Source organism: Streptomyces saintjeani, from assembly GCF_055409605.1.
Map to the genome: position 1 here is coordinate 6900323 of NZ_CP189624.1, position 16304 is coordinate 6916626.

The following is a 16304-nucleotide window of genomic DNA, read 5'->3' on the forward strand; positions in this document are numbered from 1 at the left end:
ACGCGGCCGAGGAGTCACCCGGATGAGCACCACCCAGAGCGAGGGGCTGCGAGAGCTCCTGGAGCCGCTCGTCGCCGCGCAGGGGCTCGACCTCGAAGAGATCGCGGTGGAGACCGTGGGCCGCAAGAGAGTGCTGAGGGTGGTCGTGGACTCGGACTCCGGCGCCGATCTGGACGCCGTCGCCGACATCAGCCGCGCGCTCTCGGCGAAGCTCGACGAGACCAACGCGATGGGCGACGCGGCGTACGACCTGGAGGTCGGCACCCCCGGCGCGGAGCGGCTGCTGAAGGAGCACCGGCACTACGTGCGCGCGCTGGAGCGCCTGGTCCGCTTCCAGCTCACCGAGGGCGGCGAGGTCACCGCCCGCATCCTCGCCGTGGACGAGGAGGGCCTCGATCTGGAGGTGCCCGGCGTGAAGGGCCGCAAGGCCACCGCCCGCAGGCTCGCCTTCACCGAGATCGACAAGGCCCGCGTCCAGGTCGAGTTCAACCGTAAAGACAAAGCCGTAGACGTAGACGACGTAGAAGACGACGTGAAGGAAGAGGAGGCGTAGCCGTGGACATCGACATGAGTGCCCTGCGGGGTCTGGTACGGGAGAAGGAGATCTCCTTCGACCTGCTGGTCGAGGCGATCGAGTCGGCCCTCCTCATCGCCTACCACCGCACCGAGGGAAGCCGCCGCCGCGCGCGCGTGAAGCTCGACCGGGAGACCGGGCATGTGACCGTGTGGGCGAAGGAGGACCCGGACGATCTGGAGGAGGGGCAGGAGCCGCGCGAGTTCGACGACACCCCGTCGGACTTCGGCCGGATCGCCGCCTCCACCGCGAAGCAGGTGATCCTCCAGCGCCTGCGGGACGCGGAGGACGACGCGACGCTCGGCGAGTACGCCGGCCGCGAGGGCGACATCGTCACCGGTGTCGTCCAGCAGGGCCGCGACCCGAAGAACGTGCTGGTGGACATCGGCAAGATGGAGGCCATGCTCCCGGTGCAGGAGCAGGTCCCCGGCGAGGTGTACGCGCACGGCCTGCGCCTGCGCTCGTACGTCGTCCGGGTCGCCAAGGGCGTACGCGGCCCCTCGGTCACCCTCTCCCGTACGCACCCCAACCTGGTGAAGAAGCTGTTCGCCCTGGAGGTCCCGGAGATCGCCGACGGCTCGGTCGAGATCGCCGCGATCGCCCGCGAGGCCGGCCACCGCACCAAGATCGCCGTACGCTCCACCCGCAGCGGCCTGAACGCCAAGGGCGCCTGCATCGGCCCGATGGGCGGCCGGGTGCGCAACGTCATGGGTGAGCTGAACGGCGAGAAGATCGACATCGTCGACTGGTCGGACGACCCGGCCGAGATGGTCGCCAACGCCCTGTCACCCGCACGGGTGTCGAAGGTGGAGGTCGTCGACCTCGGCGCCCGCTCCGCGCGGGTGACCGTGCCGGACTACCAGTTGTCGCTCGCGATCGGCAAGGAGGGCCAGAACGCCCGCCTCGCCGCCCGGCTGACCGGCTGGCGCATCGACATCCGGCCGGACACCGAGCAGCAGGAGCCCGGGGCCGGGGAGTAGCGGGGAATAGATCACGCCGGTCAACGGCTGGATCACGTCAGTTATATCGCGGCACGTGTTCGACCCCTGACCCAAAGGGGTGAGGCCGCCGCGGGGAGGTAGACTTAACAGTGTCTGGCCGGACGCACGCCCGATCATGCCCTGAACGCACCTGTGTGGGGTGCCGGGAGCGATCGGCCAAGACACACCTGCTGCGCATCGTGGCGGACGGGGGCGAATGCGTCCCCGACCCTCGCGGTACGCTGCCCGGCCGGGGCGCGTATCTGCACCCCGTCCCCGTCTGTCTCGACCAGGCGGTACGCCGACGGGCGTTCACACGGGCCTTGCGAGCCCCGGGAGCGCTCGACACAAAGGCGTTGCGCCAGTACGTCGAGCAGGCGATCGTCGTCGATGAGGCGACACCGTAAGGAAGTGGCGCGCGGACCGTCCGCGTGGCCAGGTACACCGCGAGTTGGAAGTAGGTCGAGATTGCGATGAGCACTCGATGAGCACGCGATGAGTACGCCCATGAAGTAGCGACGGTCCGGACTGAACCCGGACCTCAAAGGAGCGAAGTGGCTAAGGTCCGGGTATACGAACTCGCCAAGGAGTTCGGGGTGGAGAGCAAGGTCGTCATGGCCAAGCTCCAGGAACTCGGTGAATTCGTCCGTTCGGCGTCTTCGACCATCGAAGCGCCCGTTGTCCGCAAGCTGACGGACGCCTTGCAGGGCGGCGGCAAGCCCGCCCCGCGCAAGGCGGCCCCCAAGCCCGGCGCGCCCTCTCCGGCGGCGTCGGCACGCCCGGGTCCGCCGAAGCCGGCGGCCCCCAAGCCCGTCGTGGCGCAGGCACCCGAGGCACCGGCCGCGCCGGTGACCCCCGCGCCCGCCGCGCAGGCACCCGCCGCACAGGCACCCTCGGCGCCGGCCCCCGCGGCCCAGGCGCCCTCCGCCGGTCCGCGTCCGGGTCCCAAGCCCGCGCCGCGTCCGGCCCCCGCCGTACCGGAGTTCACGGCTCCGCCGTCGGCTCCGGCCCCGCAGACGCCTGCCGCGCAGGCACCCCGTTCCGCCGGCCCGCGTCCGGGTCCGGCTCCCAAGCCCGCTTCCCGTCCGGCCCCGCAGGGCCAGGGCGAGCGCGGCGGCGACCGCGGCGACCGCGGCGACCGCGGCCAGCGTCCCGCCGGTGACCGCGGTCCGCGCCCCGGTGGCGCTCCCGGTCAGCGTCCCGGTGGCCGTCCGGCCGGTCCCCGTCCGGGCAACAACCCGTTCACGTCCGGTGGCAACGCCGGCATGGGCGCCCCCCGTCCGCAGGGCCAGCGCCCGCAGGGCGCCGGTCCGCGTCCCGGTCCCGGCGGAGCTCCCGGCGCCGGTCCCCGTCCGCAGGGCCCCGGCGGCCAGCAGGGCGGCCCCCGTCCGCAGGGCGCGGGTCCCGGCGGTCCCCGTCCGTCGCCCGGCGGCATGCCGCGTCCGCAGGGTCCCGGTGCCGGTGGCCCGCGTCCCGGCGGTCCGCGTCCCAACCCCGGCATGATGCCGCAGCGTCCGGCTGCGGGCCCGCGTCCCGGCGGCGGCCCCGGTGGCCGTGGTCCCGGTGGCGGTCCCGGCCGTCCCGGTGGCGGCGGCGGTGCCGGTCGTCCCGGCGGCGGTGGCGGCTTCGCCCGTCCCGGCGGTGGCGGCGGCGGTGCCGGTCGTCCCGGTGGTGGCGGCGGCTTCGGCGCGCGTCCCGGTGGCGGCGGCTTCGGCGGTGGCCCCGGTGGTCCCGGTGGCGGCGGTGGCCGTCCCGGCTTCGGTGGCCGTCCCGGCGGTCCCGGTGGCCGTGGTGGCACGCAGGGCGCCTTCGGCCGTCCCGGCGGTCCCGCGCGTCGCGGTCGCAAGTCGAAGCGGCAGAGGCGCCAGGAGTACGAGGCCATGCAGGCCCCGAGCGTCGGCGGCGTGATGCTGCCGCGCGGCAACGGCGAGACGATCCGTCTCTCCCGCGGCGCGTCGCTCACCGACTTCGCGGAGAAGATCAACGCCAACCCGGCGTCCCTCGTCGCGGTCATGATGAACCTCGGCGAGATGGTCACGGCCACCCAGTCCGTCTCCGACGAGACGCTGGAGCTGCTGGCCGGCGAGATGAACTACCGCGTCCAGGTCGTCAGCCCGGAGGAGGAGGACCGCGAGCTTCTCGGTTCCTTCGACATCGAGTTCGGCGAGGACGAGGGCGACGAGGACGACCTGGTCGTCCGCCCGCCGGTCGTCACCGTCATGGGTCACGTCGACCACGGCAAGACGCGTCTTCTCGACGCGATCCGCAAGACGAACGTCATCGCGGGCGAGGCCGGCGGCATCACCCAGCACATCGGTGCCTACCAGGTCGCGACCGAGGTCAACGGCGAGGACCGCGCGATCACCTTCATCGACACCCCGGGTCACGAGGCGTTCACCGCCATGCGTGCCCGTGGTGCCCGGTCGACGGACATCGCGATCCTGGTCGTCGCGGCCAACGACGGCGTCATGCCGCAGACGGTCGAGGCGCTCAACCACGCCAAGGCGGCCGACGTCCCGATCGTCGTCGCGGTCAACAAGATCGACGTCGAGGGCGCCGACCCGACCAAGGTGCGCGGTCAGCTCACCGAGTACGGTCTGGTGGCCGAGGAGTACGGCGGCGACACCATGTTCGTCGACATCTCCGCCAAGCAGGGTCTGCACATCGACTCCCTGCTGGAGGCCGTCGTCCTCACCGCCGACGCCTCGCTCGACCTGCGGGCCAACCCGAACCAGGACGCGCAGGGTATTTCCATCGAGTCCCGCCTCGACCGCGGTCGCGGTGCCGTCTCCACGGTCCTCGTCCAGCGAGGCACGCTGCGGGTCGGCGACACGATGGTCGTCGGCGACGCGTACGGCCGGGTCCGGGCGATGCTCGACGACAACGGCAACAACGTCACCGAAGCGGGTCCGTCGACGCCGGTCCAGGTCCTCGGCCTGACCAACGTCCCGGGCGCGGGCGACAACTTCCTCGTCGTCGACGAGGACCGCACCGCCCGCCAGATCGCCGAGAAGCGCGCGGCCCGTGAGCGCAACGCGGCGTTCGCCAAGCGTGTCCGCCGGGTCTCCCTCGAAGACCTGGACAAGGTGCTCAAGGCCGGCGAGATCCAGCAGCTCAACCTCATCATCAAGGGTGACGCTTCTGGTTCCGTCGAGGCCCTGGAGTCCTCCCTGCTCCAGCTCGACGTCGGCGAAGAGGTCGACATCCGGGTCCTGCACCGCGGCGTCGGTGCGGTCACGGAGTCCGACATCGACCTGGCCATGGGCTCGGACGCCATCGTCATCGGCTTCAACGTCCGTGCGGCCGGCCGCGCGGCGCAGATGGCCGAGCGCGAGGGTGTCGACGTCCGGTACTACTCGGTCATCTACCAGGCGATCGAGGAGATCGAGGCGGCCCTGAAGGGCATGCTGAAGCCGGAGTACGAAGAGGTCGAGCTCGGTACGGCGGAGATCCGCGAGGTCTTCCGCTCGTCCAAGCTGGGCAACCTCGCCGGTGTCCTCGTCCGCTCGGGCGAGGTCAAGCGCAACACGAAGGCCCGCCTCCTGCGAGACGGCAAGGTCATCGCGGAGAACCTCAACATCGAGGGTCTGCGGCGCTTCAAGGACGACGTCACCGAGATCCGCGAAGGGTTCGAGGGCGGTATCAACCTCGGCAACTTCAACGACATCAAGATCGACGACGTCATCGCGACGTACGAGATGCGCGAGAAGCCGCGCGCGTAGTTCTTGACCGACGGTTCGCGTCGGCCGGGGGTGCGATGTGCCCCCGGCCGGTGCCCCGTCACCGGGCCCTGAACGGGCCTTGTCCTCAATCGCCGGACGGGCTGAAAATGCTCGTCCGGCGTTTTTGGGGTACTGGAATATCCGTCGAGCGGCCTCGGTCCTTGCGTGTACGGTTCCCGTATCGGTGCCGAAGCGTGGCGCCCGTACCCCGTGCCGGCGGGACATCCGGAACACACATGTACGTGGGGACTCTGTCCTTCGACCTCCTCCTCGGCGATGTCCATTCGCTGAAGGAGAAGCGTTCCGTCGTCCGTCCGATCGTGGCCGAGCTCCAGCGCAAGTACGCGGTGAGCGTGGCCGAGACGGGCAACCAGGACCTCCACCGCAGGGCCGAGATCGGGCTCGCGGTGGTCTCGGGCGACACGGAACACCTGACCGATGTACTCGACCGCTGCGAGCGCCTCGTCGCCGCGCGGCCGGAGGTGGAGCTGCTCTCGGTTCGACGCAGGCTCCACGGCGACGAAGACTGAGACCGGTCTGAAAAGCAAGCCGCAAGTTAGTAGTGACGAAGGAGACGGACCAGTGGCCGACAACGCGCGCGCCAAGAGGCTGGCGGACCTCATCCGAGAAGTGGTGGCCAAGAAGCTCCAGAGAGGGGTCAAGGACCCCAGGCTCGGTACGCACGTCACCATCACGGACGCCCGGGTCACCGGCGATCTGCGGGAGGCGACCGTCTTCTACACGGTGTACGGCGGTGACGAGGAGCGGGCCGAGGCCGCGGCCGGCCTGGAGAGCGCCAAGGGCATCCTGCGCTCCGAGGTGGGCCGCGCGGCCGGCGTGAAGTTCACGCCGACCCTGACCTTCGTCGCGGACGCCCTCCCCGACAACGCCCGCACCATCGAGGACCTCCTCGACAAGGCGCGCCAGTCCGACGAGAAGGTCCGCGAGGCATCCGCCGGCGCGGACTACGCGGGCGGCGCCGACCCGTACAAGAAGCCCGGCGACGAGACGGACGACAGCGCCGAATGACCAGCAAGCCCATCCCGCCCGACGGCCTCGTCATCGTCGACAAGCCGTCGGGCTTCACGTCCCACGACGTGGTCGCCAAGATGCGCGGCATCGCCCGCACCCGCCGCGTCGGCCACGCCGGCACGCTCGATCCGATGGCCACGGGTGTCCTCGTCCTCGGCGTCGAGCGCGCCACGAAGCTCCTCGGGCACCTCGCGCTGACCGAGAAGGAGTACCTCGGCACGGTCCGGCTCGGCCAGACCACGGTCACGGACGACGCGGAGGGCGAGATCACCGCGTCCGTCGACGCGTCCGCGGTGACGCGCGAACAGGTCGACGCGGGTGTCGCCAAGCTCACCGGCGACATCATGCAGGTCCCCTCCAAGGTCAGCGCCATCAAGATCGACGGCGTCCGCTCCTACAAGCGGGCCCGCGACGGCGAGGACTTCGAGATCCCCGCCCGGCCGGTGAAGATCTCCTCCTTCCAGGTGTACGACGTCCGCGCGGCCGTCGCCGAGGACGGCACGCCCGTCCTCGACCTCGTCGTCTCCGTCGTCTGCTCCTCCGGTACGTACATCCGCGCCCTCGCCCGTGACCTCGGCACCGACCTCGGTGTCGGCGGCCACCTCACGGCGCTGCGCCGGACCCGGGTCGGCCCGTACAAGCTGGACTCCGCCCGCACCCTCGACCAGCTCCAGGAGGAGCTGACGGTCATGCCGGTCGCGGACGCCGCCGTCGCCGCGTTCCGCCGCTGGGACGTCGACGCGAAGCGTGCGCGGCTCCTGCTGAACGGGGTCCGGCTGGACATGCCCGACGAGTACGCGGGCGCCGGGGCGGTGGCGGTGTTCGACCCCGAGGGGCAGTTCCTCGCGCTGGTGGAGTCGGAGAAGGGGAAGGCGAAGAGCCTGGCGGTCTTCGGCTGAGGGAGCCTCCTCGCTGTTTCCCGTGGAGCGGCGCGCACGGGGTGTGCCTGCGCCGCTCCACGAGCCCCCTCGGTTCCCCCGTCTCCTAGGGTTGTCCATCCCGGCGTGTCCGTTCACCCGTCCGGGCGGGCGCTCGGAGTGAACCGGGGGAGTGTGAGGGGGCGCGTTCGCCTCGCGATCTGTCCCGCCGATCAACGCCGCCCTACCGTCGAGGAAGGGCAGGCGCGCGGCGGGGAGGTCAGGCGGATGGGGGTTCCCTCCGGGGACGGTACGGATCTCACCCTCCCGGACGTCGTCGTCCGCATCCGGGACCTCGCCGGACGCCCCCGAGGGATCGGCTTCCTCGCGGACCACCAGGGCACGCTGATCACCGCCCACGAGGCCGTCGACGGGCTCCCCCGGATCGTCCTGTACGGCGCCGGCGACCGCACCTGCGTCGTCACGTCCGACGCGGTGACCGCACTCCCGGAGCTGGACCTGGCCCTGGTCCACACGGAGGGCCTGGCGACGGACCCCTTGCCGGTCACGGCTCGCGGTGAGGTGCCGGCGGGTACGTACGTCCGCCTCGCGGCGGGCTGCTGGCGAGAGGCCCGCGTCCTCTCCACCACCCCCGCGACGTACACGGCCACCGACCGCTTCCACCTCCTGCCCCACACCCTGGAACTCGCGATCGGCACCACGGGCCGCGACGCGCTGCGCCTCGGCGGCGGCGCGGCGGGCGGCCCGGTCCTGGACGCTGCCACGGGAACGGTCGTCGCGATCCTCGGCACGGCCCTCCAGTCCGACCACCGGGACGTGGGCTTCGCGGTCCCCCTTCGAGGGGCGGCGACGAAGAGCGCTGCCCTGACGGAACTCCTGCTACGGAACGCGGCGACTGTCCCGGCGTACGGGGTGGACCTCAACTTGGCGGGGGTGCTGGAACTGACGGCGACGTCGGTGGGCTCGGATGGTCCGCCGGGGGCGCTGGCGGGGTACGTCGGGGGGTGGCCGGGGGAGGACGGGGGACCTTTGCGGGGGGCGGAGGTTGACGGGGGTGAGGCTGAAGGGGCCGGGTTTGGCGGGGGCGAGGTGGCTGGGCCCGCTTGGGCCACGGAGGCGGGCGGGGACGAGGTTCCTGGGTCTGCCGGGGGCATGGGTGTTGGTGAGGGTGATTCGGCAAGGGCTGCTCGGCGCGGGTGTGTTGGTGAGGGTGAGGTGCTTGGGGCCGCGTGGGCTGCGGGTGTTGGCGAGGGCGAGGTGGCTGGGCCCGCTTGGGCAAGGGGGGTTGGTGGGGGCGAGGTGTCTGGGCCTGCCTGGGCCGTTGGTGAGGGTGGTTCGGCAACGGCCGCTCGGCGTCGGTCTGTTGGTGGGGACGCTGCGGGGAGTTGGTTCGGGAGTGATGGGGGTGCTCGGGGTGGCGGGCGAGAGGGTGCGGGGAGCGGTGTTGTGGTGCCTGTCGAACGCGGGCTCATCGTGCGGGAGTTCGCCGCGTTCAGTGCCGGGTCCGCTTCCGTGCTCGCGTTGGTCGGGCCGCCCGGGAGCGGGCGTACGACGGAACTCGCGGCGTTGGCGGCGCGGCGGTACCGGGCGGCCGAACCGGCGCCGACCCTGTGGCTGCGGGGAGCGGACCTGAGGGACGAGGACGAGTCCCTCGCGGACGCGGCGGGGCGTGCGCTGCGCAGGGCCGCGCGGATCGTCACCACCTCGCAGGCCCCGACGTCACCCCCCGACCCGGAGACGGTCACCCCGGCGGACCTCTCCCGCACAGCCCTCACCGCCGGCCGCCCGCTCTTCCTCCTCCTGGACGGCCCCGAGGAAATGCCCCCCGTCCTGGCACACCGCCTGGCGGCCTGGACCGAGGGCACGGTGACCTGGCTCCGCGAGACCGGCGCCCGCCTGGTGGTGGCCTGCCGGGCGGAGTACTGGGAGGCGGCGGGCACCGGCTTCCCGAAGGAGATGCTGCACGGCACGGGGAGAACCAGGGAAACGCCGAACCCCCACCCGCCGACCGGCTCGACAAGGCGGAAGGGGCACGGGGCCGACGCGGTGAACCCGGGGGACCTGACGGCAGGTTCCCCCCACTCGGCCCGAGCTGTTCAACCGACCCCGGTCGAGCCGAAGCGACCGTACCCGGCATCCGAGACCGCCGCCCCCGCACCCCACCCGGCACCTGACGACCGCGCCGCCACCCCCACACGCCAACCCACCCCGGTACCCCCCGGCCCGTCGACCACGTTCACAGCCCCAACCGCGCTCGACTCCCCGGTTCCCGCCACCCCACCCCCCAGCCGGTACCTCCCAGCCTGTCCGGCGTTTGAGGACAAGGCCCCTTCAGGGCCGGAGCGGGGGACTGAGGGCGCAGCCCCCAGGGATGTGGGGGCACCTCCCTGCTCGAAGAGCTTGGCGGAGGGTAGGGGCGGCGGGGGCGAGGAAATCCTGCCGGACTGCATCGAGTTGGGGGAGTTCACGCCGGGGGAGGCCGAAATCGCCCGCGCCCGCTACGGAGTTCCCGCCTTCGCCCTGGCCCCCGACGCCGTACACCACCCCCTCAGCATCCGCCTCCTCTCAGAGATCCGCACCGCCCTTCCGGACGTCCCGCCCCCGGCCAACGCGGAGAGGGAGGACATCTTCGCCGCGTACCTGGACCTCATGTGCCTGCGGACAGCCGTACGCCTGGCCGCGGCCAACAACCTCAGAGGAACCCCCGTGAAGCGGCTGGCCGCAAGGGTCTCCGGCCAGGTCCACGAAGCCGCGAGGAGAAGCCTCGGCCCGGGCCAGGGCGAGCTGGACAGGACGGCGTTCGAGGACGTGTTCCCCTGGGGACACGCGCCGGAAAGGCTGAGTGGAGTGACAGGCTGGGCCTCGGCCGTGCTGGCGGAGGGCCTGATCGTCCCGGCCGGCACGGGCTACCGCTTCGCACACGAGGAACTCGCGGACTGGATCCAGGGCATGCACCTGGACCTGGAGGAGGCGCTGAGATCACTGGCCCACCGCCCGCGCGACACGCAGATGGTCCCGGTCCCTCACCACCGTATCGGCCCGGTCGTCCAGTCCCTGCTGCTCGTGGCGAGGCAACAGGGCCCGGCCGAACTGGCGGCACACCTACGGAAGTTGACGCAGGCCCTGGACGAGACCCCGGACGCCTGGTGGCCCGCCCGCCTCCTCACGGAGACCCTCCGCAGGGTCCCGGACGCGACCCCGTACCTGGACGTCCTGCACGCGCTGGCGGACCACGTGGTCGCACGGACGGCCGTACAGGACGCCCCCAGGACGTTCCTCCCGGAGTTCTGGACGGCCCTGAACCTCCCCCCGGCCCCGCTGTTCACCCTCCTGCGCCACCTCCTGCGAGCGGACCCGCCCCCGGGGGCGACCTCAACTCCCCGCTACCTGGACGCGGTTGCGAGCCTGCTGGCGGCGGACGCGGGGACCGTACAGCCCCACCTCACCCTGTGGTTCGAGGACGACCGCCCCCTCCCGGGCGCCCCGCAGGCGACCGTCGCGGCGGCGGCACAGGCCCTGCTGTACGCGTACCGCCACAGAGCACTGGACGACCTCACCGAGGTCCTCGTCGGCTGCGGCCACCGCAGGGCGGACGAACTGCTCGGCGCACTCGCGGAGGACGAACCCTCGGCCGTGTGCAGGGCGGTCGACAGATGGGCGAGGGACACCCGCCCGGCACGCAGGGTCGCGGCGGTGTCGTACGGCCTGCGAGCGGCCCCGCACGTGACGACGGACGCGGACCGCGACCTCCTGAGGTACGCGGCGGAGGAACTCCTGACCGAAGTCCCGCTCCAGGGCGGCGCGTTGGGCCTCCTCGTCCAGGACCCGAGAATCCGTACGGCCCATCTCCCGCAGACCCTGGCCCACTTCACGGCGGCCGACCCCCAACTCCCGCCCACCGCCTTGCTCCCGGCGCTCAAGACCCACACGGAACCGGTCCTGAAAGCCTTCCGCACCCGCCTGGGCCGCCCCGACACGGACCCGACGACCACGTTGCGCGCGCTGGCCGAGGTCACCACGCAGCCCCTCGCCCGACGCATCGCGATCATGGTGCGGGAGACGGTGGAGCGCAGACCGGAGACGGCGCGGGCGGTCGCCGCGTACGTGGACGACCGCCTGAAACAGGGCCCGCCCGCCAGACCCGTACTCCACCCCCTGGTCACCGCGCTGCTGACGGCGTCCCCGCAGGAGGTGAGGTCCGCGCTCGCCGGCGTCCTCGCGGCGCCGGACGACGCACCCCTGCGGACGGAACTCCGCGAGTTCCTCCTCACCCACGAGCAGGACCCGGCCGTCCTCACGTCCTTCCTGCACGCCGCCGCCCACCACCGCTCCCGCGACCTCGTCCACCGCGCGGGCCGCCTCCTCGTCCGCACCCCCGACGGCGCGACCCGTTTCGACCGGGGGCTCGTCGACCTCGGCCGGCACGTGCCCGGCTTCGCGGCCCGGGTCGCCGCGTGGATCGGCGAGGAGCCGCAGGAGTGGGCGACCGTCGTCGGACCCGGCGCGCGCCGCATGATCGAGAACCTCGCGGGGGCCGGTGTCCCCGCGTGACCACGTGCGCCCCGTCACAGCGCTGATGCCGATGAGAGCGGGCGGGGCCGGACATGGCACTCTTAGGGTTGCGTAATTCTATGAGTTGGTACAGACACGGGTTCGAGGAGCGGTCACAGTGCAGCGCTGGCGTGGCTTGGAGGACATCCCCCAGGACTGGGGGCGAAGCGTCGTCACCATCGGTTCCTACGACGGAGTCCACCGCGGCCACCAGCTGATCGTCCGGCACGCGGTGGAGCGGGCGCGGGAGCTGGGCGTGCCGGCCGTGGTCGTCACGTTCGATCCGCATCCCAGTGAGGTCGTGCGGCCGGGGAGTCATCCGCCGCTGCTCGCGCCCCACCACCGGCGCGCCGACCTGATGGCCGCGCTCGGGGTCGACGCGGTGCTGGTGCTGCCGTTCACCACCGAGTTCTCGAAGCTCTCGCCGGCCGAGTTCGTCGTCAAGGTCCTCGTCGACAAGCTGCACGCCCGCGCCGTCGTCGAGGGCCCCAACTTCCGGTTCGGGCACAAGGCCGCGGGGAACGTGGAGTTCCTCGTCGAGCAGGGTGCCGTGTACGACTTCGAGGTCGAGATCGTCGATCTGTACGTCGCCGGGGAGGCGGGGGGCGGTCAGCCGTTCTCGTCCACGCTGACGCGGCGGCTGGTCGCCGAGGGGGACATCGAGGGGGCGGGCGAGATTCTGGGGCGGCCCCATCGGGTCGAGGGCATCGTGGTCCACGGGGCCCAGCGGGGACGGGAGTTGGGGTTCCCGACGGCCAACGTGGAGACGCTGCCGCACACGGCCGTTCCGGCGGACGGGGTGTACGCGGGGTGGTTGCACGTCGACGGTGAGGCCATGCCGGCGGCGATCTCCGTGGGCACCAACCCGCAGTTCGACGGCACGACGCGGACGGTCGAGGCGTACGCGATCGACCGGGTGGGGCTGGATCTGTACGGGTTGCATGTCGCCGTCGACTTCCTCGCGTACGTGCGGGGGCAGGCGAAGTTCGACTCGCTGGAGGCGCTGCTGGAGCAGATGGCGCTGGATGTGAAGAGGTGCCGGGAGCTGATCGCCGCGGCGGAGGAGAAGTAGCCGTACGAAGGTGGGGGCGGCCGGTGTCTTTCGACACCGGCCGCCCTTCTTCTACTGCTGGGGCGGGTAGGGGTAACCCTGCTGCGGGGGATAAGGCTGGCCGGGGTACGGCTGGCCCGGGTACTGGCCCGGCATTCCTTGTCCCGGCATCTGCTGGCCCGGCATCGGGGGTGCCACCACCGGCGGGGGGTTGCCGTCGCTCGTCCACAGGCCGTGCGACTGCTGGTGGCGTACGAAGTCCTCCGCGACCAGGGACGCCAGGTGGAAGTACGCCTCGCGGACCTTCGGGCGCATCATGTCGAGGTCGACCTCCGCGCCGGCCGAGAGGTGCTCGTCGAACGGGACCACCACGACGCCCCGGCACCGCGTCTCGAAGTGGCTGACGATGTCCTCCACCTTGATCATCTTGCCGGTCTCGCGGACGCCGGAGATGACCGTGAGGGAGCGGGAGACGAGGTCGGCGTACCCGTGCGCGGAGAGCCAGTCCAGCGTGGTGCTCGCGCTGGACGCGCCGTCCACCGACGGCGTCGAGATGATGATCAGCTGATCGGCGAGGTCCAGGACGCCGCGCATGGCGCTGTACAGCAGGCCCGTGCCGGAGTCCGTGAGGATGATCGGGTACTGGTTGCCCAGTACGTCGATGGCCCGGCGGTAGTCCTCGTCGTTGAACGTCGTCGAGACGGCCGGGTCGACGTCGTTCGCGATGATCTCCAGGCCGGAGGGGGCCTGGGAGGTGAAGCGGCGGATGTCCATGTACGAGTTGAGGTACGGGATCGCCTGCACGAGGTCCCGGATCGTCGCCCCGGTCTCCCGCCGGACCCTGCGGCCCAGGGTGCCGGCGTCCGGGTTCGCGTCGATCGCGAGGATCTTGTCCTGCCGCTCGGTGGCGAGGGTCGCGCCCAGCGCGGTCGTCGTGGTCGTCTTGCCGACGCCGCCCTTGAGGCTGATCACCGCGATCCGGTAACACGACAGCACGGGCGTACGGATCAGCTCCAGCTTCCGCTGCCGCTCGGCCTCCTCCTTCTTCCCGCCCAGCTTGAACCGGGACCCACCCGCACCCGGCCTGCTGCTCTTGGCCTTCTGCTTCTTGTTGTTGAGCAGCCGGTCGGAGGACAGCTCGACGGCGGCGGTGTACCCGAGCGGCGCGGCACCGGGATTCACCGGCGCCCGATGATCGTGCTGCACGGGCTGGGGCCAGGCCATGCCGGTACGGGGGTCGACGGGGGGCATCTGCGGGTTCGCGGGGCCCACCGGAGGTTGGTGACCGGGGTCCGCCTGCGGGAAGCCGTAACCGGGGGGCGGGGTGGGGCTGTTCGGGTGCGCTGGGGGGAGGGGCTGTGGGGGAGCGGCGGGGGTGCCGGGGTGGGGGAAGCCGTAGCCGGCGGGCGGGGTGGGAGGCGCGGGAGGTGTGTCCTGCTGGGCGGGGTGCGGGGAGCCGTGACCGGTGGGCGGGGTGGGGGGTGTCGGGGCCGCGCTTGCGGGGGTGTTCGGCGGGGGGAACCCGTAACCGGCGGGCGGGGTCGGGGGTGTCGGGGTTGCGCTTGTGGGGGTGCCGGGGTGCGGGAAGCCGTAACCGGCGGGCGGGGGTGTGGGGGCCGCGCTCGTGGGGGCGCCCGGTTGCGGGAAGCCATGACCGGTGGGCGGGGTGGGAAGTGTCGGGGCCGTGTTCGGCTGGGGGAACCCGTAGCCGGCGGGCGAGGGCGTCGGGGCTGCGTTTCCGGGGGTGCCGGGTTGTGGGAAGCCGTATCCCGCAGGCGGGGTGGGGTGTGTGCCCTGGTGGGTGGGGTCGGGCTGCGGGAAGCCATGGCCGGCGGGCGGGGCCGGGGGTGTCGGGGCCGCGCTCGCGGGAGTGCCCGGTTGCGGGACGCCGTATCCCGCAGGCGGGGTGGGGGGTGTGCCCTGCTGGGCGGGGTTGGGCTGCGGGAAGCCGTGACCGGCGGGCGGGGCGGGAGGTGTCGGCTGCTGCGGGTTCGCCGGGTTCGCCGGGTTCGCGGAGGTCGCCGGGGCGGTAGGGGGCTGCGGGAAGCCGTAGCCGGGCTGGGTGTTGGGGGTCGGGGCCGTGTTCGGGGGCTGGGGGATGCCGTGGCCCGCCGGAGGGGTGGCCTGGTTCGCGGAGGGCTGCGGGAAGCCGTAGCCCGGTTGGGACGGGGGCCAGCCCGGGGGTGTGCCCTGCGTAGCCTGCGCGTCGGCGGGAGGCTGCGGCTGGGCGGGCCACTGGGCGGCCGGGGCCGGGGCGGCGGGCTCGTACGACGGCGGGAGCGGGGGGAGGGGAGGTACGGGCGGCTGCTGGGGAGCCGGAAGCGGCCAGGAACCGTCCGGGGGTTCCGGAGCGCCCTCGGGAGCCGGGGTGCCGGAACCGGTGGGCTCCGGGGCGGTCCCGGGTACGTCCGTGTCGACGGCACCGGGGTCTTCCGCGCGGGTGCTCGCAGCGGCGTCACCGGGGTCGGCGGCGTCGGTCGCGGGGGTGTTGGCGCGGGGGTCGGTGGAGTCGGCACCCTGCGAGGGGGTCTCCGGGTCGGGAGCGGAGCCGGGGTCCTGAGACTGAGGTTCGTTGCCGGAAGACTGAGCATTCGGGGCGCCGGCTTGGGCGCCGGTCTGGGCAGCGGGGGAGTCGGTGCCAGGTACGGCACTCGGGTCACCGGCGCTGGGCGCGGTACCGGGGACGCTGGCGTCGGGTGCGGCGCTCGGCGCACCGTCGCCGGGTGTGGCACCGGGGACGTCTGCGCTGGGTGCGGCGCTTGGCGCACCGATGCCGGGTGCAGCACCGGAGACATGGGTACCGGCTTCGGCCCCGGAGACATGGGTATTGGCTCCGGCTCCGGAGATACCGCCCTCGGCCCCGGCGGCACCGTCCTCGGCACCGGGCGCACTACCCCCGGCACCCAAGACGTCAGCCCCGGCCCCGGATACGGCACCAGAGACCCCCGCATCGGCACCTGAAACACCGGCCTCAGTCACGACACCCGGAGCCCCAGCCTCAGCACCGCCGAACCCCGAGTCCCCGCCCCCGGCAACACCGTCCCCGGCCCCACCCTCAACACCGGGCACGACACCGGAAACCCCGGCGTCAACACCGGGCCCCGCACCTCGGCCCTCACCAACTGCCGCGACCTCGGAACCAACGCCCCCAGCCTCGGTGTCGCCCCCCCCGCTGTGGCCCTGAACGCTCTGCCCCCCAACACCGGAAGCCCCCTCACGACCGGCGGAGGACTCGAAATCGCCTCCTCCGACACCGGCACCCTGACCATCACCCACCGGCACACCAACCTCGTTCACCCCCACGGCGTACCCAGCCTGCGCAACACCCTCACCCTCGACCGCCTCACCCCGCTCAGCGATCTCCCTCTTCAACGCGGCCGAAGAAATCCGCATGGTCGCCGGACTGTCCAAGTCCCCACTCCCACCCCCCACCGGAGGCTGAAGCTCGAACCCACCCCCCTCAGGCAACCGAGGAGCAACGGGCCCGGGATTCACACCAACACCCCCCACAGCTCC

At 72.5% G+C, this 16304-nt stretch carries 10 protein-coding genes; 9 read left to right on the plus strand and 1 reads right to left on the minus strand.

Going from position 1 to position 16304, the window contains the following annotated elements; all coding sequences use genetic code 11:
* Window positions 1–22 precede the first annotated feature (22 nt).
* From rimP to ACQCO7_RS31545, 9 genes are all read left to right on the plus strand, one after another.
* Window positions 23–553, plus strand: a complete 531-nt coding sequence (rimP, locus tag ACQCO7_RS31505; RefSeq protein ID WP_464074971.1) for a ribosome maturation factor RimP — start codon at window positions 23–25, stop codon at window positions 551–553.
* 2 nt (window positions 554–555) lie between these two features.
* On the plus strand, window positions 556–1554 hold the full coding sequence (gene nusA, locus ACQCO7_RS31510; protein WP_464074972.1) for a transcription termination factor NusA: 999 nt from the start codon (window positions 556–558) through the stop codon (window positions 1552–1554).
* Between the two features lie 110 nt (window positions 1555–1664).
* Window positions 1665–1961 carry a YlxR family protein gene (locus ACQCO7_RS31515; RefSeq protein WP_075661089.1) on the plus strand — a complete coding sequence of 99 codons (297 nt, stop codon included), beginning with the start codon at window positions 1665–1667 and terminating at the stop codon, window positions 1959–1961.
* A gap of 147 nt (window positions 1962–2108) precedes the next feature.
* Entirely contained in the window at window positions 2109–5276 is a 3168-nt protein-coding gene (gene infB / locus ACQCO7_RS31520) for a translation initiation factor IF-2 (protein WP_464074973.1), read from the plus strand.
* A gap of 236 nt (window positions 5277–5512) precedes the next feature.
* Window positions 5513–5806 (plus strand): DUF503 domain-containing protein, encoded by a 294-nt coding sequence (locus ACQCO7_RS31525; RefSeq protein WP_055719360.1) that lies wholly within the window; start codon window positions 5513–5515, stop codon window positions 5804–5806.
* 52 nt (window positions 5807–5858) lie between these two features.
* Window positions 5859–6305 carry a 30S ribosome-binding factor RbfA gene (gene rbfA / locus ACQCO7_RS31530; protein ID WP_010357497.1) on the plus strand — a complete coding sequence of 149 codons (447 nt, stop codon included), beginning with the start codon at window positions 5859–5861 and terminating at the stop codon, window positions 6303–6305.
* Window positions 6302–7207 (plus strand): tRNA pseudouridine(55) synthase TruB, encoded by a 906-nt coding sequence (gene truB / locus ACQCO7_RS31535; protein WP_464074974.1) that lies wholly within the window; start codon window positions 6302–6304, stop codon window positions 7205–7207. Before rbfA ends, truB begins: the two co-directional genes overlap by 4 nt.
* Window positions 7208–7453: 246 nt before the next feature.
* Complete coding sequence (locus tag ACQCO7_RS31540; protein WP_464074975.1) at window positions 7454–11737, plus strand: hypothetical protein; 4284 nt, start codon at window positions 7454–7456, stop codon at window positions 11735–11737.
* 118 nt (window positions 11738–11855) lie between these two features.
* Window positions 11856–12809, plus strand: coding sequence for a bifunctional riboflavin kinase/FAD synthetase (locus ACQCO7_RS31545; RefSeq protein WP_464074976.1), 954 nt, complete (start codon window positions 11856–11858; stop codon window positions 12807–12809).
* A 51-nt stretch (window positions 12810–12860) separates the two neighbouring features.
* On the opposite strand, the gene ACQCO7_RS31550 is transcribed toward ACQCO7_RS31545, so the two are convergent.
* Window positions 12861–15695: a MinD/ParA family ATP-binding protein gene (locus ACQCO7_RS31550; RefSeq protein ID WP_464077332.1), complete on the minus strand. Its 2835-nt coding sequence runs from the start codon at window positions 15693–15695 to the stop codon at window positions 12861–12863.
* Window positions 15696–16304 lie beyond the last annotated feature (609 nt).